The following is a 25,857-nucleotide window of genomic DNA, read 5'->3' as shown; positions in this document are numbered from 1 at the left end:
AAGCTCTCCGGCAGTATACTGCGGGAGAGCTTCTTGATTAACTATGCTTTCGTCCGGTAGCTTGTATTATGGTCCTGAAGGGTTTCATCCTGGCCGAACAGGAAGTGCTTTTCCATGTTCGGGGAGTACTCTGAGCTTAAGGTCTGAAGGCCGGCGGCTTCAGCTACTGACCGCAGCATAGCCGGAGAGGCTCCGCAGCACAAGCCAATGTAATTCACGCCGCCGTCTGTCGCTTCCTTCGCCCACTCCGCCAGTTCATACCGATTGTGGTAAAGCGGCTCCAGTGCGGTAGGAAATGTTGTTTCCAGAGGAGTATGACAGCTGCAGCCGGAATCAGGCAAATTAAAAAAGGTGGGATGGCTTTCTGTCGTCCGGTAAGGTACAGGAAGAGCCGCCACATATCCATCAACCGATGCCCGGATTTTTTCCATGTACGGCTGCATCGTGTTCGGGCCGCGGAAGCAGTTCATGCCGACCACAAGCGCCCCGCTCCCGGATAAAATACGGCAGGACTCTTCGACCGTATAGCCGTCCCGTAGAACATTTTCGCCCATTAATCCCAGGGTAACAACAGCCGGCAGTCCCTGCTTTTGAATTTCCTCGAGGGCAATCAGCGCTTCTTCGTGGTAATAAAAGGTTTCACCTTTAATGTAGTCGACGCCTTCCTCGCTGCACCAGCCAATCATTTCAGCAAACATCCGGCGGACTGCAGTTTTGGAATCCTCATCGTCCGGATTGAAAATATTTGTATTGGAAATATTGCCTGCAACAAGCGCCTCTTCCTCCGGATGCTCCTGGGCGACTTCCTTTGCGAGCCGTATCGCCTGCCGGTTCAACGGCTCGAGCAGATCTTCTTTTCCAATAATCCGCATTTTTTCGCGGTGGGCGTTATATGTAAACGCCAGTATTACAACCGAACCGGCGCGCATATAGTCCCGGTACGTCTGCTTTAAGGCCTCGGGATTTTCCAGCGCCACCTCCGGCACAAACGTGCCTGCCTGTAAATAGCCCCGACGCTCCAATTCAAATAAATATCCTTCTCCTGCGATAACAGTTCCTGCCTCTAGACGCTCCTGTAAGCTTCGCTTCATTCAATCTCCACCCTTTTCTCTACCTAATTAAATATTCCTAACTGCTCTCCCTCTGGCAACCGCTTTTTTTGTATTTTCAGTCATTAATACGAGAACTGCTTCCGTATCTTCCAAAGAGTTGTATCTAATATACGCAGGCTGCATTTTTCATGTCAACCGGATGTTCGAAAGTTTTATAATTTCTGATAAATTTATGATTTTCCTTTTCCCTTCTAAGCTTTTCATCTAAGCTTTTCAGAAAAAATGCGCTTACAAAAATTGTTAATTTTTAAGAGCGCATTTTATTAGGGAAGCAAGATCATCCTTTGAGTCCGAGCAGAAGAATGCCTTGGTCCGATCGCGGCTTTCCTTAATCATGATGGCTCAGGTAGTCTGTTTATTATCCCGCACCACATGCACATCGCAGTTCGCTTTTCGGCGGATAGCTTTAGACGTGTGGCCAAACATCAGCCGTTCGAGACGCGTGCCACCGCTTTCGCCTATAATGATGGCATCTGCCTGGTAGCGGTTGGCTAAATCGATCGCTAATCGTTTCTTCGGAGCCCCGGAATCCATAACCGTTTCCACGTTCTCAATTCCGTGAGCCCACGCAGCCTCCTGACAAGCTTCAAGATACAGGGCGGCTTTCGTCCGCAACCGTTCAATCCCCTTGGGGTCCATGCGCTGCAGCGTGGCGTACCTCTTTTGATCGAAAACAAAAGCTATAATTAATGTGGCCCCGTGCTCGGCCGCCATTTTCTTTGCCTCGTCGAACACAGTGTAGGTGGGGATCTCGACAGCATCAATTCCTACTAAAATCCGTTGATAATGGCTCATATTTTTTCCTCCTTACTCTCCAAAATAATCATGGTTTTTCTTACCCTCTGTCCACTAATGAAGAAGGCGTCCTTCCTGCTGAATCATTAACTGCAGTAAAGATGGTATTCAACCATTCCCTCCTTTCCTATCTCTGTAACCTTCTTAATCGGGAAACAGCCGCCCCATAATAACCGGATTTTTTTTCACTTTGCTGACATAATGTTTACAAAAATACTTCGTACATTTACAAAGGAGGAATATTTTTGGAGAGATGGCCATAGGGAAAATTGTAAGAAAAAAATAACGCCTTCAACTGCTTCCGAAAATCCTGTGGAGTCACCGCTTTTAGCCTGCAACCCTGAATATCTTTACGATTGATTCTCAAGCGGTGCAGCCCTTTGCAGCCAAAGGCGTTTTGGTATCGTCAATGTAAATGGCCGCTCCCATGTCAGACATAGAACTTAAAAAGAGTGTGCTTCAGGCTTCTTGCCCAAAGCACACTCTTTTTCAGCGACCCGGAAGCCATGGCGCCCCCTTTTACTCTTGATCGTTTTGTTTCCTGGCTTCCACTAGTTCGTTCCCCGCGCCGTTTCTTTTGCGGATGTCGTTTTGATATTCATTCAATTCTTCTTTTGACGGGAGCGTACGCATTTTCATGTTATATTCTGTACGGATCGCAGGACTTTCCTCCTGTGTTCCGACTGTTTTTTCCTCGACCCGGCGAACCCCGGATGTTTCCTGCTGCTGCATATCCTTTACTAATCGCCCAATATCTCTCGATAAATCGCGGAAAATCATTAGCGTTCCCTCTCTTCGGTTTTATCTGTTTCTTCTGCCCGTTCCTTTTCTTGCGGCTTTTCGCTGGATTCGAGCTGTTCCACACGTTCGAGCAGGCGCTGATTTTCATCTTCAAGCCTTTTTGCGTTGGAAGAATAATGCGGGTCCGTTTCCCACCAGTCGATGCCCATTTCCTTGGCCTTGTCGACCGAAGCGACGACGAGGCGAATCTTGATGGTCAAGAGCTCCACATCTGCAATATTTACTTTTATATCTCCGGCAATCACGACGCCTTTATCCAGTACCGTTTCCAGTATTTCTACGAGGCCGCCGGCCAAATTATCTACGTTGGCCGGTTCAGCCGAGCGGCGCACGGGTTGTTCACTCATTAGTCCTCTCCTCCTTTGTCGGGCTTTAAATTAAGTTACCGAGTGGTCCAAGGTCAATATTTAAATCGTCATCGGTCAGGTTAAATATTTCTTTCATTTCTTCCATTTTGTCTTCAAGCTGCATGAGGGCTTCTCCCAGCTGTTCAATCTGTTCCTCGGTCAAATCGCCGCCTTCGACCCGGCGCATGGCCTGGCGCTCCACGAGCTCACGCAGAAGTTCGACCACGGTCATGACCAGCTGGGTCAATCCTTCTTCAGCTTTTTCCGGGTCCAGTGAAATACGCCCGGTGGGCTGCTGGGCTTCTGTTACTTGAGGGTTTTTATCCATCGTTTCAGCCTCCTTTATTCAACGGGAGAAGATTCCGGCGAATGAGAAACAAATTCCTTTTGTGTTTTCGTTTCAGCCTGGCGGAGCGTTTCGACCGAGGCAATCAACACCCGTAGATCAACATAAACCAAATCAATACCTGCAATCGATATCGTTAAATCCCCCTGCAGCACGACCCCCTTTTCCAGGACGGCGTCTAAAACGTCCAGCAGGGACACTTCCCGGTTTTGAAGACTATCCCTGGGCATTGGCTTCACTCCTGCTTGTCAGTCCGGAAAAATGAAAGGATGGCCACGGGCCAGTACATTCCAAATCCAGTCCGGTACCGGCTGCTTCTTCCTGTCCCTGACGGTCTTCAATAAACTGGATAAATGCTTCGCGGTCTTTGGATTCAATTAAATAGACGGCGTTCCAGGCCATATCCTTCTCCCGGTCTGTCACTTTTCGTTCCCAATTTTTCTTTATCTCGGTTCCTTCACTTTTTGCTTTTAATTCTTCATGAAATGAGGTGCAGTGCTGTTCAATGTGATCGTCCGCTTTTCCTTCGACAAATTGGTTCATTTTCTTCTTTTCAAAAAAACGCCTCCCGGCCGGTAACGCTTCGATTTCTGCTTCTTTTTCCCGTATCTCTTCACTGTCCTGCACGACAGCCTCGATGAACAATTGCTGATCAGCATACACTTTAACGTTCCACTCTTCTTTACCGGCCAGAGTGGAAAATTTCGATATGATGGATTCCTTATAATCTTCCATCATCGCTGCGAGACTCGACCTCTGTTCAAAGATGGTCCCGAATGTTAAAGGAATGGTCGTGTAACGATCATGCAACTGATTCATGATGGTATGGTGATGAAAGGCTTTATTCTGCAGCCACTTCATATTTTCCACATTTTTTTGGAGTTGTTCCTCAGAAAATTCCGATTCAGGCACCTGGCAGATAACCGCTGTAATCTCTTCCTGCACGAAAAAATCAATGCTGTTATCCGGCTCCATCCCCTCTACTGGTTCCATCGGTGCTTCCTGGTATTCTGCTGTAGGTACAAAAGCGTAAACATATACTAGAGCCGGAGCTCCTGCATTCGTTTCCAATATTCGTCACTCCTTGCTTTGAAGATTTTTCCCACAATGAGAGCTCACGTCCAGAATTCATTTGTTTCTGCCTCTTCCTTTTCATTCAAAGGCAAAGAACGTCTGCCTGTACTAACCTGTTTCCCCATTTAACTGAAATGTATTCATTGAATTTCATTCAGTCAAAATGAATGCTTCCGGGCTTTTTAAGGCTCTTTCTTTCCATAAAAAGTTGCTAATCCCCTTTGCAGCCGATACACTGGAAACACATCTTTTTCAGCCCGTATCATGAAAATAGGAGTTCGTTTTTAATGGAAAATGCCAAATTAACAAAAAGAAAAAAGCAGGCGATACAGACAAAACAGAATATTTATAACGCCGCTTTAGCACTTATTCAACATAAAAGCTTTGATGACGTTACGATAGAAGAAATCAGTAAAAAAGCCGAAGTGTCCGTCGGATCTTTTTATTATTATTTTCATTCGAAAGAAGATATTTATTTAAGCATGTTTAAAAAACTGGATGAAGAGCTTTTTCGTGACTTTAATCCCGGAGATTACCCACAGTCAGGGGAAGATCTTCTCATTACCTTCTTTCTTCAACTGGCCCGCAGCGTTTCGGATTTAGGGTTAAATATTATTAAATATTCCTTGTTTAAAGAAGGCCCTGTTCCGTATTATAAGGACTTGTATATGAGTGAAGCCCTGCAGAAAATCATTAAAACCGGCCAGGCCGACAACGTCTTTACTTCCTCCATGAGCGAAGAAGAAATGACGGAATACCTGTTTATTATCATGCAGGGCGTCATGCTGGATTGGTGTATCACCGACGAAGGCTATTCCCTCGAAGAAAAAACCGAACAGCTGATGAGACGCGTCGTCCTTTCCATTAAATATTAACGAACCTCTTATGAAAATAAAGACGATATCAAGCAGCAGCCGAATTATGTTTTCTCTAAAAAATTTTTCTCCGGGTTATCCCTTTTGGAAAAAATATTCGTTTCATAATTGGTGCAGCCTCCCATGCCTTAATTACAGGTCTTTTGGCCTGCCCGAGCACCTAACTATAGAACGGTTTTTTATGTGAAATCGTTCTAATCTAAAGATTAATCGATGGTTTTAATGGATATATAGTCCATAGGTTCATAATCACAAATTATGAAGAAATGAGGGGTCCCAGATGGGTAAAACTTGATGGGAAAGTAGCTGTGATTACGGGAGGAGCCCGTGGCCAGGGAGCCTCACATGTACGAACGTTCGTTGAAGAAGGCGCAAACGTGGTGTTTTCGGATATCCTGTCAGAAGAAGGCGAAGCACTGGCAACGGAACTCGGGGAACGTGTCCGTTTTATTAAGCATGATGTTACGAAGGCGGATGAATGGAAAAAAGTCATCGAGGAAACAGAGGCAGTCTTTGGTCCTGTGGATATTCTTGTCAACAACGCAGGGGTCGTCGTCACGAAAAAATTTGAAGACCTTTCAGAAGAAGAGTATCGAAAAGTCGTGGATATTAACCAGGTTTCTATTTTCCTGGGAATGAAAACCGCCCTCCCCTCTATGAAATGAAAAAAACTGGTAACGGCTCCATCATTAATATATCTTCGATTAACGGTCTGAGGGGATCTGCCGGCAATGCCGCTTACGACTCTTCCAAATTTGCAGTCCGGGGTATAACCAAAAGCGCCGCCCTGGAATTTGCGGAATATGGTATCCGCGTCAATTCCGTGCACCCAGCAGTTATTCAAACACCCATGATAGAAGTAGAAGGCACAGAAAAGTTAGTTGAACAATTATTGGCGACCATCCCTATGAAGCGAAAAGGCCAATCCGAAGAAGTCTCCAAGCTGCTTCTTTATTTAGCATCCGACGACTCCAGTTATTCGACCGGGTCCGAATTTGTCATTGATGGCGGGGTTACCGCCTCCAATTAGAGCTTGAAACGCCTGGATCATTATCTTCCGTGAATGAGAGAGGTATTATAAGTAGTTGAGAATAACAAAACAATTGCACTTCCCTCTCTTAGTCATTTCAGCGTAAACAAGAATATAAAAAGCGTACCAATATGGTCCGCATGATGAACAGCCGTCTTTGACGATTTCTTACATCGCCTGGACGGCTGTTTTATGACTTTGATCTATAGAACAAGAAAATTATTTCTCCCTGGTACCCTTTTTTATACTATGCCACTTTGATGTACGTACTTACTAATGTGTTGGGTATTAATTATAATAGCATTAGACAAAATAAAAAAAGGTGGCCTTTACGTTATGAAACAATATCGCATTCATCCCGAGAATGGATTGGAATTTGGTATCTATACCCTGGGAGATCACCTGCCCGATCCGCATACGGGCGAGAGAATATCAGCCCAGGACCGAATTCACGAATTAATCGAATACGCCACGCTTGCTGAACAGGCAGGACTGGATTTCTTCAGCGTCGGGGAAAGCCATCAGGAATATTTCGCCACCCAGGCCCACGCGGTTGTTCTTTCAGCTATTGCCCAGGCAACAAATCGAATAAAAATCGGCAGCTCTTCCACAATCATCAGCACCTCCGATCCTGTCCGGGTATACGAGAATTTCGCCACCATTGACTTGATTTCCAAAGGACGCACCGAGCTTGTGGCAGGACGCGCCTCCCGGGTTGGATTATTTGACCTGCTGGGTTATGATGTCCGTGATTATGAGGCCCTGTATGAGGAAAAATTTGATCTGCTCCGGCAGATTAATGCACAGGAAAATATAAATTGGCAGGGAGAGTTCCGTGCGTCGTTAAAGAACGCCAAGGTCCTCCCCCGCCCTTCGGAAGGGTCGCTTCCCATCTGGCGTGCCGTCGGCGGAACGCCGGCCAGCGCGATGAAAGCGGGTTATGCCGGGGTTCCTATGTTTATGGCTCATTTGGGCGGATCATCGGACCGCTTTAAACAAACCGTTGACGCGTACAGGGAGGCAGCCCGTGCCGGCGGTCATGACCCGGCGGAGCTTCCGGTCGCCACAGCTGGCTTCTTTTACGCAGCCGAGACGACCCAGCAAGCGCTTAGGGACCTTTATCCCCATATTAATGAAGGCATGAAGCGCACCAACGGCGGAGGCTTCCCGAAGCAGTTGTTTGCCCAGGGGGCGGAGCCGCATAATATTATGAACACGGGCAGCCCCCAGGAAATTATCGAAAAAATACTGCACCAGCATGAAGTATTCGGGCATCAGCGCTACATTGCCCAGATTGATTTCGGCGGGATGCCGATGGATAAAATAAGAAAAAATATCGAACTGATCGGAGACACCATTCTGCCGGCGGTTAAAAAATACACGGCACAAAAATAAGGAGACTAACAAATGAAACTAATTGGACTGTCCGGCTCACAGGTTGGTTCCAAAACAAGAACGGCCATGAACGAAGCGATAAAAAGAGTCAATGAAAGATATCCTGATATTGAAACAGAGCTGATTGACCTGGCGGAATACGACATGCAGTTCAGCGACGGCCGGCATTACCTCGACTACGAAGGAGACACCGGCTATGTGACCCAGCAGTTGATGGCAGCAGACGCTGTTATTATCGGGATGCCCATCTTTCAGGCGTCGATTCCAGGAGCTTTAAAGAACGTGTTCGACCTGCTGCCGGTTGATGCATTTCGTGACAAAACAGTAAGTATGCTCGTCACCGCCGGGTCGCCCAAGCATTATTTAGTTGCAGATCTACAGCTTAAGCCGATTTTGTCCTATATGAAAGCCCAAATCGTGCAGACGTATGTATTTATGGAAGAAAAAGATTTTCACCAGAAAGAAATTATTAATACCGATGTGCTCGACCGTCTGGACCGCTTAGTAGAGGATACGGTTGTTCTCTCGCAGACCTTTGAACAAATACGGGAAAGCCAATATGACTTTTAAATTGTAATGAGAAAAGCGGCAGATTATAAAACGCAGCCGGGGCTGTCCCAAAAACAGGACAGCCCCGGCTGCAATTTTAACTGATGTAACGACACCAGATTTTTCTGATCGTTTTATTCAGATGGCACACGTGCTGCCATGGTGCGCGTCTCTTTTTTATCCAGAACGTAGCTTAATGAAGCAAGTCCCGCGGCTATCAGGGCGGATAGCCCGCCGGTCCACGGTAAAAGCGCGATACTTCCCGCTGCCACAACCAGCCCTCCTGCCGCCGATCCTAAAGCGATCCCGACATTTACCGCCACAGGAGTCAGTGCAGAAGCTAAAAGTAATTCACAATGGCGGTAAGTGCTACGGTGCCTGCAATTTCACTGACAATTACTCGATTCATCTAACACTCCTTTAGTTCATCAATAATTCCGCCGACTCCCGGATAACAATCCTTCAAATGCCTGCATAATTCGCTAGCAGCATCTAAGCTTTATATTTTCAGTGATTGAATTTACTTTTCCGCTATGATACTTTCTTACAATAAATGGAGAAAGAGGGGATGGTTTTTTCTCTTTGAAAAGGAGTGAACAGAATGCCGCTGTTGCTGCAAAGATCTTTCTTTGTGACTATGATAGCTGTTCTTCTCATTTTTTTAGCAGGCTGCGCCGACACTGAAAATGCCGCCGTTCAGCAGGACCGATCAAATGTAGAACACGTATTAACGAACCAATTCAGCGTTCCGGATGAAACGTTAGTACAGCTGCTGTATGATACCGAAAAAGCTACGGTAATTGGGGATACAGAAAACGACACGGATAACGCCGAAGGTAATTCCGAACTCGACGCGTATTACCAGGAGCAGTACAGAGAATATTTTACAGCGGAGGCCTATGAAGAATTTGTACATGTGCACGCCGCCCACTATCACATGCTTGCGGAGGAGAACCAGATGGAGATGAGTGTCAAAGATCTTCGCGTTACCCAAAAGGAGACCGCCGACCGGATCTACGATTTTCACATTCAGGTCGCCTATCAGAGTAACGATCACCAGGGCATCGAAAACATTCAGGGGCATGCGTGGATGAACGACAACCACCGGATCACCCGCATCCGTTTTTCGGAGCACAAATTAGCGGACAAGCTTCGGGACATGTAGCACCAGCAACAAATACATCACCACTAACTAATAAACGGATGCAGTTATCATGCATGAGAAGCAGGAACAGGGCGAGCACGTCATTTCGGATCAGCGCGGCAGAAAGTATATTTCGCTGGACGAACCGGAGGGGGTCGTAGTTCTGGCCAAAAAAGAAGATGCTTTTCTTCTTATCAGGCAATACCGTCCGGCGGTCGATGCTGTGGTTGTTCAGCTGCCAGGCGGCGGTGTGGAACCGGGGGAAACGCTCGTGCAAGCCGACCGGAGAGAGCTGGCTGAAGAAACAGGATACATGTGTGGAAACTTAAATTATCTAGGAACGATGCTTCCGGCCTCCAGGCGCAGTAACGACCGCACCCATGTTTTCTTTACCGATGATATGCACGATCGGCAGGAACAGCAGCTCGAAGATCACGAAAATATTCAGGTATATTCTCTTCCTATTACCGAATGCATCCATAAAGTCAGAAACAATACGTTTTCTGACGGAGAATTAAGCTTTGCACTGCTTCAGGCGCATCTCCATGGCTACCTCTTCCTCGAAGGCTAGCTTCTCTGAGATGTTTCCTTCTGTTCACTATAACGTTTTGCTTAGCACGACGCTCTGGTAGTTGGTGACATCCCAGTCAGCATATTCAATGAACCGATACCCGCGCTGCTTATAAAAGGCCAGCAAGTGAGCAGCTCCTTCAGACGTATCCAGAGCCAATTCAGCAACTCCCTGCTCTCGTGCTACTTGTTCAACGATCGCTAAAAGAAAGCTTCCCAGACCTCTGGACTGATAATACGGACGGACGGTAATCCCGTCCGGCGTTTGATAGGTATCCATAACCAACTTCCTTTCAGTAAATAAAAGTATTATTGCACGTTCAACCAGTGCACCTGCACGTATTGCTATTTTTTATGGATATTAAAGGTTCACCACCAGTGCCTGTCTTTTCGCTCCAATGAAACTTCCCTGCTCGTCTTCCCATACTGCGTCAATAAGGATTCGCTTTTGACCATTTCCGCCTAAAGTGAACTGCTTTTGGTTAACTATGCCAGAATCGACAGAGGTACTACCTGTTTCTTCTCTCTTGTAATGCATGTTGTAGCTGATTTGTTCCGGTTCTTCACCATTAACCTCAATTTGAATGGGTTCACCGGGCTCGGCTTTTACGGCTTCAATATCTTCAGTGGTTTCGGCAATGTTTAAACTGTCTTGTGCTAGAAAAGAGTTTTCTTTGGTGCAATCATTTTCGGGAAGACATTCAGCGATAAAACTGGCTTCAAGCTCTTTTCCGTCCTGAATATAGGATAGTTCGGCTTCAGCAATATTTGGACTTTCATTGGTCGCGGTGCTGCTTTTATCATCGCTTTGGCATCCAGCCAGGAGAGCCAAAGTACCAATAAACATTATAAAAATATTCTTTCTACCCTGCATCATAATAACCCCTGTTTTACTGGTTTTATTTTGTTGCTTTCCAAATCGTCCATCTGTCTTTTTCAATGATGTCCGTATTTTCTGGCAAAGCTTTCTCAATATATTGGACCAATTTTGCTAGTTTCTTATCGGTTAATTCATGTAATATACTTCTTCCAGTCCGTTTTGTTAAATTATCGAGCAATGACCTTTTATTGCTGTAAGCGGCCCGTGTTTCCCACAGTTAATGCTAAATAAGTTTCATTGAGAAAATCATCCGTAGTTGTTTCTTACCAGAAAAGACTGTTTCTGACTAAAAAGCGGCCCTGAAACGTTATAGGAACTCCCTCCCCGTTTTTTTCCGCATGAATGTGCAAGTGCGGTTCCGTCGTATTCCCTGAATTGCCTACGCGGCCAAGCACCTGGCCCTCCTCTACCTTCTCTCCCTCCTTCACCTCTACGCTTCCTTCACGCATGTGCGAAAGGAAAACGACAGCTTCGGTGTTTTCACAGGCAAGGCGGGTATGATTTCCGTTAGGATTTTCCGGGTCAGACTGAGGCGGTTTTTGATCAGCCTGTCCCCTTCCAGCTTCCAATACCTCTCCGTTGCACGGGCTGTGTAATTTTTCTCCGTAGATTGCATAGCGGTCCAACTGTTTAGGGTACAGACCCGAAGCTCTTGTACCAAAAGCATTTAACTGCAGAATATCCAAAGCATACTGCTGTTCCCGCACCGCCTGATGATAATTAATCTGTTCCTGGCTTCCGCCGTGAGCTATGTAGTGTGTGCCATTTTTCAGGGGAAAGGTGAGCTCTACCTCCTCCCCCTCGGTCGTATACCCTGAAATAATCGACACATTGTACCAGGTGAAAACAACAATGAGCAGTGCGTATATTCCAAGCGACCATTTCTGTTTTCTTTCCACCGTCGTCCACCATGGCAAGCTGGCATTTTTTCGATACGAACGATATACAGCCAATATTAACAATACCGGCAACAGCAAGCGCAGATAATAGCTGAACATATCCCACCGTCCAGATAGCACTGTCCAAACTACCAGCATGATAGTGCACAGTGATTGAACGGCCCATTCTGTTTTCGTTTGAAACCTCCCCTTCCACAGTGTCCAGATAAAGATAAGGGGCAACACTAATTGAAGTAAGGCAAGCTGTATAATACTAAATAGCATTTACGCGCCCTCCTTTCGCGGGCTGGCTAATGATTTATAATACTAGCGCTGTATCCGAATTTTTGCTAAATCACCGCTTCATAATTTCATAAAAGAAACACGCATCCCTACAGCCTTCTGGTGAAAAGAACTATTTATCTTTTGAATTGCCAGGAGTAGAATTAAAAAGGAATAAATTTACAAAAACTATTGATCACAGCTTGTTTTGGCTTATGAATAGCTAACAGAAAGTAATTTAAACATTCAGTTTGTAACTAAAAGGAGCCATTTTATGCCATGTACCCATATTTGGAACGCCAAACACTACGATCAGCAGGCCGCCTTTGTCTCCCGGTTCGGTCAGAACGTCATTGAATTACTGCAGCCGAAGCCGAAAGAGAAAATTTTGGATATAGGCTGCGGCACCGGGGATCTGATGCAGGATATTGCACGGGCGGGTGCCTATGTAACCGGGATTGATTCTTCTTCCGGGATGATCAGCCGGGCCAAAAGCAAATACCCGGACCAGTTTTTTTATATTGCTGATGCTGAAGATTTATCCGCCTTTTCCGCTGACCATTACGACGCTGTATTTTCCAATGCTGCTTTTCACTGAATGAAGCGGCCCGAACGTGTACTGGCTTCCGTTTACCGCGTATTAAAAACCGGCGGACGTCTGACAGCCGAGTTTGGCGGCCGGGGAAATGTAGCTGTCATCATTCAGGGCCTTTCCACTGTGATGGCCGAACGCTACCAGATAGATATTCATCCGCGGATCCCGTGGTATTTTCCGAGTATCGGGGAGTATACAAATCTCTTAGAGCAACAAGGCTTTTACGTAAGCTACGCCCATCATTTCCCGCGTCCTACATTCCTGGGAAAAGGAGATCAGGGATTAAATCACTGGTTGGATCAGTTCGCCGGCAGTTTCTTCCCCGAATTTACAGAGGAAGAACGCCAGCAGCTTTACACAGCCATCAATCATGAGCTCGCTTCTGAACTTAAGACCAACGAGGGCTGGTACGCCGACTACCAACGAATCCGCATCGTCGCTCATAAGATTGAATGATGGCTTATTTTTAAAATTAACCGCAATACTTCTAAATGTTTACCACCAATCAAATGATTGACAGTAAACAAAAAAGGAGCCTTCACTAATGACTATTGTATTTGTGACCGGATTGCCCGGAGCCGGTAAATCATCCAGTCTGGAAAAACTAAAGCATCAAGGCTATAACGTTGTTGATGCAGATGATAGTTATATTAAAAATATTAGCAGCGGTGATACAGAGGAAACGGTTCTGGATAATGATAAAATAGTATCTCTATTGGAAGAAAACGCTAAATCTGATTTGTTTATTGCAGGTGTGTACTCTAACCAATATCAAATTTATAAACACGTAGACCTAGTCGTACTATTAACGGTAGAACGTAACGAATTACTGAAAAGAATAGACACTAGAACTACAAATCATTATGGAAAAACAGCAGAGGAACAAAATGAGATAATAGATAATTACTACCGAATCCTCCCTTTGTTGAAGGAAGCTGCAGATATCACCATCGATACAACAAATTTAAACGTTGGTAAGGTGTGTAAGCGTTTAAAACTTTTATTAATTCGATAAAGAGGTTGTTTTAGCGAGCTCTTTTTCTTTTATACACAACTATATTTATAATCATCCATGCCAGTTGAAGCAGGAAGGGTATCGCAAACACCAGTAATACTACCAAAAATGAAAGAAGCTTTATTTCTGGTGTTTGAACGGCTCCTGCCCCGTCCACCTCCCTTGTCCACACGAATACCGAGCTTGGAATGAATAAAAGCAGCCAAAACACATTTACGATCGACCAGCCTATCCACGACCATTTAATAGTATCACCTTCTATATCAGACGTTCTTCCATGTACGAATTTGACGTATAAATAAAGCCATATTCTTTACCATAATAAAGCAAAAATAAGTCTTTTTATGTACGCTTTTTCTTTTTCTCCTCCAGGTGTGTAAGCAGCTTTGTAAAGTACACGTATAATACCCCTATCGCCAGCAACGGAAAGTATGAATAGTGATGGCTTGAAAAGAGATTAAATAACCATACATATCCACAGCCGACGATCATGTATATAATAAATAAACCTGTATCCTTCATTGTCCATTTCATTGAGGACCCGCCATCCTCCTGTTTTTTAATATATTGTATGTCTTGCATTATCTTTTTGTGATACCATTTATCGGCATTTTTTCTGTCTATAGGCCGTTTGAAGCTGCCGTTAAATTCAAAAATAAAAACCAGCAGTGAAACGATGAAAGCAGCAGGTAAAAGCAAGCGCATCGTATCATTTAGCGGGACTACGCCAAACAAGTACAGGATAAGCACAAATGGCACAAGTGTAATGCCGGCAATAACATAGTCGAATAGAAACATGTTATAAAAAAGTTCACCTGCTTTCACTCTGCCAACTCTGTCCCATAAAACACCCATGGTGCTCCTGACATTCAAATATTATTCCCGCACTTTTTCCTGATTTTCTTCTTTCTGCTTCAGTTTATATTCGACAGCAGCGTACCCTAATATTCCCGCCAGCAATGACCCGACAGAATTTAAAGGAAAACCGGTACCGGGAACTGCAAGCAGCAATAGTATCAATAAAATCATGACACTCAGACTGTGAATGGCAATCCATATCGTAAGTATCCCTTTCATTACCTGAAGAAATTTCATGCGGCCTCCTCTCATATATACAACTATTCTTTTAGTCCTACCAACTACTATTTCATGCGACCTGGAGATGCAAAAAATAATAAATGGAAAATCATTCCTTTTATTCTGAATTGTACTATCTCTTCTTTTAAAACTGCAACCCTGATTAAGATTCCTCTTCCTCCGTTTGCAATTTTCTTCCAAAACCCCGAAAATGAAATTTACTAGCACCATGGAATGCCGGAAGGAGGATTATTCATGCCCGGGTGCACACTTCGTAAATGGAGTGTCTTATGCCTCCTGCTGAGCATGGCTACGTGGCTGCCCAACTTTATTTGGGATTATGGGTTCAGCTGTTGGATCTTAGGCCAGGTATTCGGCGCCGTTGGCTTTGTGCTTGCCGTCGTGGGTCGGCTGTGGTGGCTGCTTCTTCCAACGTTTTTGATGGCCAACAGCTTTTTCGTTTTTATGGCCGTAGGCTACTATTTTTATTTTTAGAAGCGGCGGTGTTCAGCACCAAAACGCCGTTTTATCTATACTCATTTAGAAAAGGAGAGAGCCCGTCATGCTGCTAACGTATTCCCGTCCTTTGCGGGGTGCCTCCACAAAGCCCCTTTCCGTATATGACCGTGAAGCAGAAATTGGAACAATGCAGCGCTGGTTTCATGATGCAAGCGACCATCCTTCCCGAAGACCGGTTCACGACGTTAATATCACCATGGAAGCAGATAATAGTTATGCCATCGTCCAGCAATCATTCGATAAAGGGCACAATTGGCGCGTTTTTCAAAATCGTATGCACATCGCAGATATGACAAGCATGCATGCGTCCAAACATAAATACGCGGTGACACTGAGCGGCATGAACCATCTGCCGGACGTGACTATTCAACTGCAGTGGAACGGCCAGGGCCATATTTATGTGAAAGACGAATGCGTGGGAGAAACCAAACGTACCGGCTTCCTTTGGAAGGGTTCGGTGGAAATACGCGTGGAAGAGTCAGCTGCCGGAATTTCGCCGGTCCTCCTTGCCGCTATGGTTTATGCCTTTTGGAACGGAAATCCGTAGTTTCCAAACACGTAATATGTAACCCTCCTGAGGTGATTAGATCAGGATCGAAACGCACACAAAAACAGGGCCCGGCACTGTTTCCGTCCCTGTTTTCAGCAGATGCCTTCCATTAAACTAGTCTTCCCCTTTCGCCATATGCTCCCGCCATTTTTCCATTTTCTTTTGCAGCAGCTGCTCCATATGCGCGGTATCATGACCGGACTGGTAAAACATGGCGGCTGCCACCAGCATCACGTCGATGCATTCTTCATCGATGTGGTTTCGGGACGCCTGTTTGTATTCGCTTCCACTCGCCTCCGTTGCTGTCAGCACCGCTTCGGCGACTTCGCCCGATTCCTCCGAAAGCTTTAATGCCATCTGTTCCATGGTTTTGGGCTCCTGAGAGCTCAGCGTCCGAAGCTGTTCCCATAAAGATGCGTTCATGGCTGTCCTCCTCCTTCCATACAATTATTCTTTTATGCTCTAACATATAAAGACCGGCTTGCTGGCAACGGCCTAATGCCTCGGTTCTATTCTGGCCTGTTTTCGTTCGTACGTCCAAACGACTGCTGTAGAAGCGACTAACATACTCATCAGAACAATATACACCCATGACGGCGCTTCAATCAGCTGAACTAAATCCACAATCACCAAAAAGAGAACCACGGTGCTAAATACGCGATGAAACAGAATAAATGTCCTCATCCTTTTTCCCCTTCAAAGCAAAATTTGTTAATTGTATTTTCCTTCCATTATAACAAATAGAATGCTATGGTCAGTGAACCAACATTGCAATTCTCTTAATTGAGAAAGTATTCAGTGCCCGCAACGACCATCTCTTCAGTCCTGATGATATATGCTTCTTTCTTCACCAATGAATAACACAGAGAGGCTTTATTTCCTGCCTGCTGACCCTGCTTCCCTCAGCATCGCCGGATTTTTAATTGTTTATCTTGCAATTGCCAAAGCTGTCAAAACTGATTTTAATCAAGAATAAACCAAAGACGTTCCCACGTGGAAGCGCCTTTTTTATGTACAGATAAAGCCGGAGAGCCGCCGGCCTCCGGCTGTTTTACCTAATATTATTTCAGCAGTTCACTCAGGTTCTTGTCGTCCTGGACCATCAGCAATACCTTGCCCTCGCCGAGATCATCTTCCATGTCCTTGGCTTCCTGCTCTGTAAATCCCAGCTCCTGAAGCTTAAAGCGAAGCTCGTCTCCTTTTTTCGAGAAACGATTTTCGGAATCAATGCCGAATTCTTTATCGGCTGGTTCATTGATATCTGCTTTATCGGCAATCCGGTCAGTTCAGTCATTATCATGACTCATGACGTAAATATCGTTGCAACTGAGGAGAAGGTTCCATAAATCGTGTTACCCCCTTGTATCTGCGTAAAAACTTTTCCTATTTTCTTTTTTCTGCCATATCCTTAGCCTGCTCAAAAGTACTGAAAAAAGCAAATTAATCTTTCATAGCATTTCAAACATTATAACCATTATGAACAAAACATGATCAATATGTACAAAAGGACCTCATCAATTAAAAATCTGTTAATTTAATTGAAAGCGCTTTAAAAACAGGAGGTCCATATGATTAGCATACTAGGATTTTTAACCATTATATCGATCGTTACTCTGCTAATAACGAAAAAGCTGTCACCTATTGTAGCAATGGTGTTAATTCCGGTCACAGCTGCTTTTTTACTTGGCTCCGGATTCGAAAATGTCACCACTTACTTTGAAGACGGCATCGATTCCGTCATGCCTGTTGTCATCATGTTTATTTTTGCAATTTTGTTTTTTGGAACAATGCAGGACGCTGGCTTATTCGATCCCATCATAAATAAAATGATAGCACTTACACGAGGTAATGTGGTTGCCGTAGCCATGGTGACCATAGCTATTGCTATTATCGCAGGGCTAGACGGGTCAGGAGCATCTACTTTTTTAATTACAATTCCTGCCCTTCTTCCGCTCTATAAGCGTTTAAATATGAGTCCCCTTCTGTTGATGCTTCTTACCGTTTTAAGCATTGGGGTGATGAACCTGCTCCCATGGGCGGGACCGATCGGCCGCGCAGCCTCGGTATTGAACATGGACCCTGTGGAATTATGGAGACCGTTAATTCCGCTGCAGCTTGTTGAAATCGTTCTCTTGTTCATCATTGGGGCATTATTTGGACTACGGGAAAAAAAGAGAATTGCCAAAAGAGGATTCTACGAGCAGACCTTAAAGGAAGTTGCTGCAACTGAGGAAGCAGCTCCTACCCAATCAGATGAAGAATCCATGCAGGAGTCGTTGAAAAGGCCGAAGCTGCTTTGGCTCAACCTTCTTTTAACTGCTGCTTTAGTTGCTGTGCTAATGAGCGGTATTCTTCCTTCCGGATTAGTGTTTATGCTCGGCCTGGCCATTGCCCTGCCATTAAACTACCGCTCGGTTGATGAACAGATGGCCAGGGTGAAAGCTCATGCGCCCAACGCTTTAATGATGGCGGGGATTATTCTCGCAGCCGGTTCTTTTCTCGGTATTCTGGAGGGGACCGGGATGCTTGAAGCCATGGCAGATGACATTGTTAACGTTCTTCCAGGACTTTTGGTTCCTTATCTCCATTTAATCATCGGCTTTTTCGGTGTACCGTTCGATTTATTACTCAGTACTGATGCCTACTATTTTGCTCTTGTACCTATTATCGAGCAAATTGTTTCAGGATTTGGCGTTGAATCCACCACGATTATTTATACTCTCGTTGTTGGAAATATCATCGGAACAATGGTCAGTCCTTTTGCTCCGGCCTTATGGCTCGGACTGGGACTGGCACGGGTTGAAATCGGGGAGCATTTAAAATACTCTTTCTTCTGGGTATGGGGGTTCAGTATTCTATTATTAATTGTGGCATGGTTTATGGGTATCGTTGGTGTATAGGTGTATAAATGAAAAAGCAAGCCGGCATTTAAACATGGGCCGGCTTGCTTATTTTTTATAGTAGAGGCGTTGGGGTCTCCCTGGCTCCCCGTAGCTGGAATCAACAGCCAGATATCCAGCGCCCGCTAAATATTCCAGATATCTTCTGGCAGTCGGGCGGCTGACCCCGGCCTTACCGGCGGCTTTAAAAGCTGATAAGGAATCGGTCTCTGCCGCAAATACAGATTTAATACGTCTTAGCGTGTAAGCATCTATGCCTTTAGGCAGTTCCTCTGTGCTGCTCTCCCCTTCTTTTTGAACCACTGCGTCGACTGCCTGCTGGTCCATATGGCTTCGTTCCTGCAGAAGTATTCGCTTTTGCCTTATTTGATGAAGGGATTGATCGAGCCTGTCAAAATCAATAGGTTTGATAATATAATCAAAAATACCCGCATGAAGTGATTCCCGGATGGTTTCTGTTTCCGTAGCCGCGGTAATCATAATAATTTCTGAATCACGAGCCGGGGAATTTTTTAAAGACCAAAGCAATTCAAGTCCTGAAACATCCGGTATGTACACATCCAACAGGATCACTGCCGGGGAGGTACCAGCCGCACGCAAATAGCGCAGCGTTTCCTCTCCGGTTTTGGTTTTTTGTACCGTTTGAAAAGCATCCAGTTGATCCACCCTGGCAGCAATAAGATCTGCAATACGAAAGTCATCTTCCACAATCAAAACATCAAAATGCTCCATCTGCTTTCCCTCCTGATTTTTTCGGCACACTCAAGATAACACAAGTTCCGCCCAATTCACTTTCCTCAAAATAGATAGATCCATTGACGCGGTCCAGTGCTTCTTTTACATTCATCAGACCGTAGCCGTGACCTTCCTCCGGTTTCGTTGTCCACCTTTGACTAAACATGGCTTTCATTTGCTGTTCGGGAATTCCCGGTCCGCTGTCATCCACTTCCATAATCAAATGATCCCCCACGTCTGTGAAATGAACCTTGACCTCCTTCCGGTTTACTTCCGCCGAAAGCAGAGCCTCAAAAGCATTATCGAGCACATTCCCAAGCGCTGTCAGTACCGCATGCTGATTTGACGAAGGAAGGGGAGCTTCCAGGCTGCTGTCCTGGTCAATCGTAAATTGAATATTTTTCTCGTATGCCTGATTATACTTTCCCAGTAAAAGACCGGCTACTGCAGCGTCTGCAACATTGGAAGTGAAGAACTGTATACGGTTCTGCTGGGTTCTCGTTTCTTGTTGAATATAGTCCGTGGCCTGTTTCGTTTTATTCATTTGAAGCAGACCCGAAATAGTGAAAAGTTTATTGGAAAATTCATGCGTTTGGGCACGCAAAGTGTCAGAGTAAGCTCTCATCTCAGTTAATTCCATATTCAGGCGGTCTACCTCATTTTTAGGATGAAAAGAAACCACCGCTCCAGTAATCTTATGATTATATATTATTGGAATCACATGAAGAACCATTTCCGCAGCGGTTAAGGTCCGCTCCAGCAGATGGAAAGATCGTCCCTGGTGAAGAACCTCATGTAACCTATCATCCGGAATAAGTTTTTGGAGAAAATGAGCTATCTCTCCTTCGTACGCTGCCCATTTCTCTGCATTCTGATTCATGAACGTTACAGTTCCATCTACATCAAGGGCAATAATGCTTTCATGGGTTGCCTGTAAAACACCTTCTTTCTGCATATACAGCTGGGCGATTTCATCAGGCTCCAAATCAAACAGACTGGTTTTAATCCACCGCGCTATCACATAAGCCCCGGCCATGCCGAGAAGAATCAGTAAAACGAGCGCCACCCACAGACCTGTGCTGTTATCAGCTATAATGTCATTCACGTTCTGTTGAAGAAAACCGACGCTGACTACACCAATGATTCTACCTTCATCGTTGTAGATAGGGGTCTTCCCGCGTATGGAAGGACCGAGCGACCCTCGCTCTTCCGACACATAGCTCTCCCCTTCATCGAGCGCCCGCTCATTATCGCCGCCGACCATCTCCTCGCCAATTCTGTTAGTTTCGGGGTGCGAATAGCGGATTTCCTCCTCATTACCCACCACTATAAACTGGGCTTCTGTACTCTCCCGAATACGCTCAGCGAGCGGCTGAATTGTGGCTGAAGGCTCCTCATCTTCAAAAGCTTCGCGAATTTCGGGAATTTCCGATACGCTTTTCGCTACATTTAAAGCATTCTGTCCAACCTGGTTTTCAAGTGAATCGGAAAAAATAATATATGCACAGATCGCTAAAATCCCTGTCACTGCCAGAATAAGTAAGGCAATTGCTGCTCCCATCCGGTGAAAAAGCTTCCAATTTCCTGTCATAATTCTCCATCCTACTTTAGTAATCAATTCCTTTTTATTCTATGCCATTTTCCATTAAAATTGAATGGAAGAAATGATGGCAGCACACAAAGTTTTTTAAATCTATTTTGAGTGAGTTTAGGCGGTATGTCAGTAACACAGGCGCATAAGGCGCAGGCCACAGGAACGCTCATTCAAGGAGTTACCGCAATTTTTGTCACGTTTACTTTATGGATGATTTTTGTTTAATAGCTGAGCAGAAAGATAAAGCCGGAGAGCCACCGGCCTCCGGCTGTTTTACCTAATATTATTTCAGCAGTTCACTCAAATTCTTGTCGTCCTGAACCATCAGTAATACCTTGCCCTCGTCGAGATCATCTTCCATGTCCTCGGCTTCCTGCTCCGTAAATCCAAGCTCCTGAAGCTTAAAGCGAAGCTCGTCTCCTTTTTTCGAGAAACGATTCTCGGAATCAATGCCGAATTCTTTATCGGTAGGTTCATTGGTATCTGCCTTATCAGCAATACGGTCGGTACGGTCATCATCGTGACTCATGACATAAATGTCGTTACGGCTGATGCCGTTATCTGTGAGCTTTTGTACATCCTGCTCGATGTTGTCTTCGTTGGTGTATTCCTGTACTTATGGCTTCATGATTGAATCCTCCTCGTGTAGTTTAGAGCCTTTGTCTGTAGCCAGACATCTTCTTTTCTTTCGTTTCCTGGTATTTCCCAGCAATACTTAACGAACGGCCAAGAAGAGTGTGCCATAGATGATGATACCCCGTGGTGCTTGTATACAAACTCTTCCTGCTTTCTTTTTTCTTCGGCCGCTAGAGCACTGGAAATAATATGCGTCAGTCTTTTATTACTTCTCTTCCGTTAAGCGGCTGGACCGGACGGTGGTTGTCGTCATAGATCTGCTGAAAATCTGCTAATTGGTCACTTGAAACAGATACCGGCTCTTCGTAAACGATCCAATTCACGCCTTCTGTACATGGAGGCGTCGTTAACGAGCCTTCATACTGAAAGTTCGTTTCGGAAAATGGCAGCAGTTCTTCCAGATTGAGACGGTTATCAGCAGAAGCCGGGGTGTCTGTTTCGCTTGACGGCATCTTGTTCCAGAACGAAGAAGGAAAAGTGTTGCCGCTCCCTTCCTCAAGCATAAACGCGGTCACAACGATTTCTCCCTCCGGACTTTCATGCACAAGGTGGAGCTCCATATCCTCGTATTCGCCGTTGATTAGATGTTCACTTGGCGCATGAAAATGAAATTGGGAAAGCGTGTATTCCTCACCTTCATAGGTTAACGTATTATTGGCGTTTCCGGGCTCTGCCAATACGGTATGCCCGTCGTTGTTAAGGGTGAAATTGGTTGGTCTGTAATTCATTTGTACATCGGCACTGCCCCGTTTTGTTTCTGCTTCCCGAAGATTTACGGGCGATTGGCTTTCTCCATTGGTGCAGGTAGTATAATCAGCGTCCAGGCTCCCCCAGTGCGCCGGCGACGTATTGCCCTGATAGGACCATTCGGGCTTTTTTTCAGGCGCTTTCTCCACCTCTGCAGGAAAAACAGGTAGAATACTTACGGCCGCCAGCACGGCCGAATAAACAAAAGATACAGCGATACGGCATCATTCCTTATCAAATTATAGTAAAACGAAAACATGAAGAACCGCCAGATGGTGAAGCAGCCGCTCTGTATCATTGCATGTTTCCTTTTCCAGCCATTGCCAAACGCGAGGTAAGAAGGCTTTTGCTACTCTCCATCAATCCTCCTGTTTAGTTACCCGGAAGCGTACTCATTATTTCCTTCCCTTTTTCTTCCCGCGTGTACAATAAAAATTAAAAAAACCACCAGGGCAATGTATGCCCTGATGGTTCCCCGTGAACTTTAATATTTATTTTGGCTGCTGGCTTTTAGTTTTGTTAATCTGTGCTGGATTAATCAATAGAAGCGCGGCAAACACGCCGTACAAAATCACTGCTGCTAGTTCCATTTTATGTTTCCTCTCTTTCCTTGCTCTCATCATTTTTAACGCCTCATAGCGAGAAACCGATAAAGAATGGCTACCCCGTATCACCGGGGTTCAGTCTGTTTGGCACAGACCGCCCGGGAATTAACTTTTTAAGTATGCTTTCAATAAAAAAAGCCAGAAAAAGAAATGGGGTCCCTTTTTCCGGCTCATGTACTGGCTTTTATATCCATTCATTTCTGCCGACCATTTAATGTTTAAAACAGCAAAAGCTGTTGTGGTTTTTTGCGTTATAAAATATATTTACCCGCTTGTTTTCCAAGTAAAACATGCCGGTCCTTCAATCACTAATATTTCGGAGTGTGTTTAATTATCTTACCGTGAGACCGCCATCAAGCACGACGGGTGCTGGTGCTTATACTCATCCTTCCAGGCTATATTGACAGAGTTCCATATGTCTTCGTCTGTACGGAGGAAAAAGATGCCGTGATTATTGAGCGCGTAAAAGATGCCGGTGTCCTCCGGGTCCTGGGTCAGGACATGGGCAAAGGAGCCTGCTGGAAGCCCCCGGGATATTTCCCGGAAGGGCGCTTCCCCCTGCTTCCGGTAAATGGCGGAGCTGGCAGCACCAGAAAAATGGGCTTCACGCGGGCCTTTGGAGGCGGAAACGAACCGGTCGTCCGCGTCCGCGGCATTCAGTACCATATTATAAAGATACGGATGCTTCTCCAGTCCTTCGCTCTTGTAATGCCAGTGCCGTCCGCCGTCTTCGCTTTCTGCATACGAATGCGAAGCGTTCATAAAGCCGTCCCCGCAGGCTGCGTACAAACGGCCGGGAGCCGACGGATGAGCCAGCAGGGTATGCACATCTCTCGGGCTGTGCTCCGCCCGGTCCTGCCAGGTGCTTCCTTGATCCTCTGAAAAAAGCACGGCCCCGTATTCAATGGACACAGCTACATGATCCGGATTCCCGTAGCCCGGCGTGATCCAGCGGACGTGATGCGTATGGGGACGCGGCGGAAACTGCCATTCCGGCCGGGAGGCCATTTGCTGGATACCGGTCCACTCGTGCCAGTGCTTTCCTCCGTCCTCCGAGTAATACACCGCCGAAGGCTCGGTGCCGGCATACACTATATGCGACTCCTTCCCCTTTTTCACCGGGTGTGTACCGACAAACGTAATATACGGCGACGGGATGCCGAGGTTGCCCGCCGGCTCAAAATACAGCTGCGGCTTCCCTGTCGCCTGCCAGCTTTCTCCTGCGTCCTCGCTTTTCCACAATCCGTGCCCATACGTGGCGCAGTAAACAATGGATGTATCAGAAGGGTCCACCGCCACCCGGACAGGCTGGGTTCCTTTTAGCTTCGTCTGCGCCTGCCACCCTTCACCGCTTTGTGTCAGAATAAGCAGTTCATTTTCCATACCCGCGTATAATATCCTCATGCTTTTCATCCTTTCTGAACTGTCGTGGTTTATGTATGCCAGTAGTATTCTCTTCCCGTTTTTTCTTAAAGACATTCCTGTGATGCCGGGAGAGCTCTGCTGATGCCGGAGTGGCAGCAGTCCTGCCGGAACGAAAAAAACCTTCCGGGCGGAAGGCTTAAGCAGTATTCTTCTGGCGGCACTAATCGGTCTGCCGAAACTCGGGGCTCAGCCACAGCAGCAGGCCGGTCAGCACAAGCCCGGTGATGGAGGTATACATGAGCACCGTCTGAATCGGAATCGCGGCCGCAACCAGAAAGGAAATAAGCGCGAAGGCAATAGGCTCGAATCCGCTGGCTGCGAAGTTCACGAGGCTCATCACCCGGCCGAGCTTGTTGTTGTCGGTTTTTTCCTGAATCATCGTAATCGTCGGCAGGTACACAAGCATTCCTGCCCCGCCCATGAGCGTAATTACAGCGACCAGCACAGGCAGCGCCTCCACCTGGCTGAACACAAACAGGAGAATAAAGCCTGTCCCCAGGGCTCCCAGTACCCACCGGCCCCGTCGCTGCTTCAGCGACCAGGTAACGAGCAGCACACTCAACAGAAAGGTCCCGGTCGAAAACCCTCCTTCCAATAGGCTCAGCTGCCACGGGGCGCCTCCGAGCGCACTGATAAGCATCGGAATGCTGATTAACAGCGGGCCGATCATCAGTAGATTAATCGTAATAATCACCATTGTACCGGAACGGTGGATGCCTGACTGCCGCACGTAAGCGAGGCCCTCCTTCAGATCCATCCATGCCGTATGACGCCCGGTTCTTACTTCCGGCACCGGGTCCTTCAACAGCGGCGGATAAATCAGCACGGTCGACAGCGCGATCAAACCCGCCGCTGCGGAAAACGCAAAGCTAAAGCCGCCAAAGGTCAACAGCAGCCCCGCCCCCACCGGGCCGATGATAAACATCAGCTCCGTGGACCCCTGGTACCAGGAGTTGGCCTGCTGCAATTGATGCACCGGGACAATACTCGGTATCATGGCCGAAGCCGCCGGGAAAAAGAAGGCATCCAGAAACCCGAAGATAAACGCCAGGATGATCAACGACGTCGTCTGCAGGGCGTCCTGCTGCACGAGCACCACCAGAATGATCATTACGACCACCTGCATCGCATTTGTCGTAAACATAATCCGCGATTTCTGGATTTTATCCGCCAGCACCCCGCCGTAAATCATCATCGCCACACGCGGAATAGCGATCGTCATCATCACGACCCCGAGAATCGCCGGCTGCTGCATTTCATCGACAACAAACCACGAAACGGACAGAAAGAAAAAGGAAAAGCCGAGCATTACCGTCATGCCCGACAGCCATACGAGCACAAACGTTTTATTTTTTAGTAACGAAACCCATGAATCCGCCAT

32 protein-coding genes and 2 pseudogenes are annotated in these 25,857 nt (G+C 46.2%); 12 read left to right on the top strand and 22 right to left on the bottom strand.

The features are described 5' to 3' along the window. Positions 1-41: 41 nt before the first annotated feature. The 7 genes from ACTTK7_RS10530 to ACTTK7_RS10500 all read right to left on the bottom strand — a co-directional run bounded on the left by ACTTK7_RS10530 (position 42) and on the right by ACTTK7_RS10500 (position 4,472). Positions 42-1,091: a homocysteine S-methyltransferase family protein gene (locus ACTTK7_RS10530; protein WP_462868023.1), complete on the bottom strand. Its 1,050-nt coding sequence runs from the start codon at positions 1,089-1,091 to the stop codon at positions 42-44. 363 nt (positions 1,092-1,454) lie between these two features. After that, on the bottom strand, positions 1,455-1,907 hold the full coding sequence (locus ACTTK7_RS10525) for a universal stress protein (RefSeq protein ID WP_462868021.1): 453 nt from the start codon (positions 1,905-1,907) through the stop codon (positions 1,455-1,457). 519 nt (positions 1,908-2,426) lie between these two features. After that, on the bottom strand, positions 2,427-2,687 hold the full coding sequence (locus tag ACTTK7_RS10520; protein ID WP_462868020.1) for a hypothetical protein: 261 nt from the start codon (positions 2,685-2,687) through the stop codon (positions 2,427-2,429). After that, positions 2,687-3,055 carry a gas vesicle protein gene (locus ACTTK7_RS10515; protein WP_298789186.1) on the bottom strand — a complete coding sequence of 123 codons (369 nt, stop codon included), beginning with the start codon at positions 3,053-3,055 and terminating at the stop codon, positions 2,687-2,689. Before ACTTK7_RS10515 ends, ACTTK7_RS10520 begins: the two co-directional genes overlap by 1 nt. A 25-nt stretch (positions 3,056-3,080) precedes the next feature. Further along, complete coding sequence (locus tag ACTTK7_RS10510) at positions 3,081-3,383, bottom strand: gas vesicle protein K (protein ID WP_462868018.1); 303 nt, start codon at positions 3,381-3,383, stop codon at positions 3,081-3,083. 14 nt (positions 3,384-3,397) lie between these two features. Continuing rightward, a complete protein-coding gene (locus tag ACTTK7_RS10505) occupies positions 3,398-3,631 on the bottom strand; it encodes a gas vesicle protein (RefSeq protein WP_298789188.1) in 234 nt (77 codons plus the stop codon). Continuing rightward, entirely contained in the window at positions 3,618-4,472 is an 855-nt protein-coding gene (locus tag ACTTK7_RS10500) for a GvpL/GvpF family gas vesicle protein (protein WP_462868015.1), read from the bottom strand. Before ACTTK7_RS10500 ends, ACTTK7_RS10505 begins: the two co-directional genes overlap by 14 nt. Positions 4,473-4,762: 290 nt before the next feature. Here ACTTK7_RS10500 and ACTTK7_RS10495 point away from each other — a divergent pair, with 290 nt between their 5' ends. The 4 genes and pseudogenes from ACTTK7_RS10495 to ACTTK7_RS10480 all read left to right on the top strand — a co-directional run bounded on the left by ACTTK7_RS10495 (position 4,763) and on the right by ACTTK7_RS10480 (position 8,345). Beyond that, on the top strand, positions 4,763-5,350 hold the full coding sequence (locus ACTTK7_RS10495; RefSeq protein WP_462868013.1) for a TetR/AcrR family transcriptional regulator: 588 nt from the start codon (positions 4,763-4,765) through the stop codon (positions 5,348-5,350). 266 nt (positions 5,351-5,616) lie between these two features. Continuing rightward, positions 5,617-6,380: pseudogene (locus ACTTK7_RS10490) on the top strand (glucose 1-dehydrogenase). A 336-nt stretch (positions 6,381-6,716) separates the two neighbouring features. Next, positions 6,717-7,775 (top strand): LLM class flavin-dependent oxidoreductase, encoded by a 1,059-nt coding sequence (locus ACTTK7_RS10485; RefSeq protein WP_462868012.1) that lies wholly within the window; start codon positions 6,717-6,719, stop codon positions 7,773-7,775. Between the two features lie 12 nt (positions 7,776-7,787). Next, positions 7,788-8,345, top strand: coding sequence for an NADPH-dependent FMN reductase (locus ACTTK7_RS10480; RefSeq protein WP_462868010.1), 558 nt, complete (start codon positions 7,788-7,790; stop codon positions 8,343-8,345). A 113-nt stretch (positions 8,346-8,458) separates the two neighbouring features. Here the strand turns inward: ACTTK7_RS10480 and ACTTK7_RS10475 are convergent, their stop codons facing one another. Continuing rightward, positions 8,459-8,596: a hypothetical protein gene (locus ACTTK7_RS10475; protein ID WP_462868008.1), complete on the bottom strand. Its 138-nt coding sequence runs from the start codon at positions 8,594-8,596 to the stop codon at positions 8,459-8,461. Between the two features lie 329 nt (positions 8,597-8,925). On the opposite strand from ACTTK7_RS10475, the gene ACTTK7_RS10470 reads away from it, so the two are divergent. Further along, positions 8,926-9,489 (top strand): hypothetical protein, encoded by a 564-nt coding sequence (locus ACTTK7_RS10470; protein ID WP_462868006.1) that lies wholly within the window; start codon positions 8,926-8,928, stop codon positions 9,487-9,489. A gap of 49 nt (positions 9,490-9,538) precedes the next feature. Continuing rightward, entirely contained in the window at positions 9,539-10,039 is a 501-nt protein-coding gene (locus tag ACTTK7_RS10465; RefSeq protein WP_462868004.1) for an NUDIX hydrolase, read from the top strand. A gap of 27 nt (positions 10,040-10,066) precedes the next feature. Here ACTTK7_RS10465 and ACTTK7_RS10460 read toward each other — a convergent pair whose 3' ends face one another. The 3 genes from ACTTK7_RS10460 to ACTTK7_RS10450 form a co-directional block, all read right to left on the bottom strand. Then, positions 10,067-10,318, bottom strand: a complete 252-nt coding sequence (locus ACTTK7_RS10460) for a GNAT family N-acetyltransferase (RefSeq protein WP_462868002.1) — start codon at positions 10,316-10,318, stop codon at positions 10,067-10,069. A gap of 81 nt (positions 10,319-10,399) precedes the next feature. Further along, positions 10,400-10,978, bottom strand: coding sequence for a hypothetical protein (locus ACTTK7_RS10455; protein WP_462868000.1), 579 nt, complete (start codon positions 10,976-10,978; stop codon positions 10,400-10,402). A 203-nt stretch (positions 10,979-11,181) separates the two neighbouring features. Then, positions 11,182-12,081: a peptidoglycan DD-metalloendopeptidase family protein gene (locus ACTTK7_RS10450; RefSeq protein ID WP_462867998.1), complete on the bottom strand. Its 900-nt coding sequence runs from the start codon at positions 12,079-12,081 to the stop codon at positions 11,182-11,184. 271 nt (positions 12,082-12,352) lie between these two features. Here ACTTK7_RS10450 and ACTTK7_RS10445 point away from each other — a divergent pair, with 271 nt between their 5' ends. The 3 genes from ACTTK7_RS10445 (at position 12,353) to ACTTK7_RS10435 (ending at position 13,688) form a co-directional block, all read left to right on the top strand. Continuing rightward, entirely contained in the window at positions 12,353-12,676 is a 324-nt protein-coding gene (locus tag ACTTK7_RS10445) for a class I SAM-dependent methyltransferase (protein WP_462867996.1), read from the top strand. Then, positions 12,677-13,129, top strand: a complete 453-nt coding sequence (locus ACTTK7_RS10440) for a hypothetical protein (RefSeq protein ID WP_462867995.1) — start codon at positions 12,677-12,679, stop codon at positions 13,127-13,129. A gap of 88 nt (positions 13,130-13,217) precedes the next feature. Then, on the top strand, positions 13,218-13,688 hold the full coding sequence (locus ACTTK7_RS10435; protein WP_462867993.1) for an RNase adapter RapZ: 471 nt from the start codon (positions 13,218-13,220) through the stop codon (positions 13,686-13,688). A gap of 10 nt (positions 13,689-13,698) precedes the next feature. Here the strand turns inward: ACTTK7_RS10435 and ACTTK7_RS10430 are convergent, their stop codons facing one another. From ACTTK7_RS10430 to ACTTK7_RS10420, 3 genes are all read right to left on the bottom strand, one after another. Then, on the bottom strand, positions 13,699-13,908 hold the full coding sequence (locus ACTTK7_RS10430) for a DUF3923 family protein (protein WP_462868053.1): 210 nt from the start codon (positions 13,906-13,908) through the stop codon (positions 13,699-13,701). 122 nt (positions 13,909-14,030) lie between these two features. Beyond that, positions 14,031-14,543, bottom strand: a complete 513-nt coding sequence (locus tag ACTTK7_RS10425) for a hypothetical protein (protein ID WP_462867991.1) — start codon at positions 14,541-14,543, stop codon at positions 14,031-14,033. Positions 14,544-14,564: 21 nt separating this feature from the next. Continuing rightward, positions 14,565-14,783 (bottom strand): hypothetical protein, encoded by a 219-nt coding sequence (locus ACTTK7_RS10420; protein ID WP_462867989.1) that lies wholly within the window; start codon positions 14,781-14,783, stop codon positions 14,565-14,567. A gap of 237 nt (positions 14,784-15,020) precedes the next feature. Between ACTTK7_RS10420 and ACTTK7_RS10415 the strand changes: the two genes are divergently transcribed. Next, positions 15,021-15,260 (top strand): hypothetical protein, encoded by a 240-nt coding sequence (locus ACTTK7_RS10415; RefSeq protein WP_462867987.1) that lies wholly within the window; start codon positions 15,021-15,023, stop codon positions 15,258-15,260. A gap of 67 nt (positions 15,261-15,327) precedes the next feature. Then, positions 15,328-15,831, top strand: a complete 504-nt coding sequence (locus ACTTK7_RS10410) for a hypothetical protein (RefSeq protein ID WP_462867985.1) — start codon at positions 15,328-15,330, stop codon at positions 15,829-15,831. 117 nt (positions 15,832-15,948) lie between these two features. Here ACTTK7_RS10410 and ACTTK7_RS10405 read toward each other — a convergent pair whose 3' ends face one another. Together ACTTK7_RS10405 and ACTTK7_RS10400 are read right to left on the bottom strand one after the other, a co-directional pair. Next, on the bottom strand, positions 15,949-16,257 hold the full coding sequence (locus tag ACTTK7_RS10405) for a MazG-like family protein (protein WP_462867983.1): 309 nt from the start codon (positions 16,255-16,257) through the stop codon (positions 15,949-15,951). A gap of 72 nt (positions 16,258-16,329) precedes the next feature. Continuing rightward, positions 16,330-16,518, bottom strand: a complete 189-nt coding sequence (locus ACTTK7_RS10400) for a hypothetical protein (protein WP_462867982.1) — start codon at positions 16,516-16,518, stop codon at positions 16,330-16,332. Between the two features lie 884 nt (positions 16,519-17,402). On the opposite strand from ACTTK7_RS10400, the gene ACTTK7_RS10395 reads away from it, so the two are divergent. After that, the gene (locus ACTTK7_RS10395) at positions 17,403-18,734 is read left to right on the top strand and encodes a CitMHS family transporter (protein ID WP_462867980.1); all 1,332 of its coding nucleotides are present in this window, start codon (positions 17,403-17,405) and stop codon (positions 18,732-18,734) included. A 48-nt stretch (positions 18,735-18,782) separates the two neighbouring features. On the opposite strand, the gene ACTTK7_RS10390 is transcribed toward ACTTK7_RS10395, so the two are convergent. The 6 genes and pseudogenes from ACTTK7_RS10390 to ACTTK7_RS10365 all read right to left on the bottom strand — a co-directional run bounded on the left by ACTTK7_RS10390 (position 18,783) and on the right by ACTTK7_RS10365 (position 25,857). Next, positions 18,783-19,466 (bottom strand): response regulator, encoded by a 684-nt coding sequence (locus ACTTK7_RS10390; RefSeq protein WP_462867978.1) that lies wholly within the window; start codon positions 19,464-19,466, stop codon positions 18,783-18,785. Beyond that, positions 19,453-21,060 (bottom strand): ATP-binding protein, encoded by a 1,608-nt coding sequence (locus ACTTK7_RS10385; RefSeq protein ID WP_462867976.1) that lies wholly within the window; start codon positions 21,058-21,060, stop codon positions 19,453-19,455. The genes ACTTK7_RS10390 and ACTTK7_RS10385 overlap by 14 nt, the downstream gene beginning before the upstream one ends. A 286-nt stretch (positions 21,061-21,346) precedes the next feature. After that, positions 21,347-21,679: pseudogene (locus ACTTK7_RS10380) on the bottom strand (YflT domain-containing protein); the annotation flags it as partial. A gap of 214 nt (positions 21,680-21,893) precedes the next feature. Next, positions 21,894-22,595 carry a carbonic anhydrase gene (locus tag ACTTK7_RS10375; protein WP_462867974.1) on the bottom strand — a complete coding sequence of 234 codons (702 nt, stop codon included), beginning with the start codon at positions 22,593-22,595 and terminating at the stop codon, positions 21,894-21,896. Between the two features lie 792 nt (positions 22,596-23,387). Next, positions 23,388-24,455 carry a WD40/YVTN/BNR-like repeat-containing protein gene (locus ACTTK7_RS10370; RefSeq protein WP_462867972.1) on the bottom strand — a complete coding sequence of 356 codons (1,068 nt, stop codon included), beginning with the start codon at positions 24,453-24,455 and terminating at the stop codon, positions 23,388-23,390. Positions 24,456-24,636: 181 nt separating this feature from the next. Next, the gene (locus ACTTK7_RS10365) at positions 24,637-25,857 is read right to left on the bottom strand and encodes an MFS transporter (protein WP_462867970.1); all 1,221 of its coding nucleotides are present in this window, start codon (positions 25,855-25,857) and stop codon (positions 24,637-24,639) included.

The sequence above is a fragment of the Marinococcus tarijensis genome (assembly GCF_054971385.1).
This window is presented reverse-complemented; position numbering and strand designations above follow the sequence as displayed.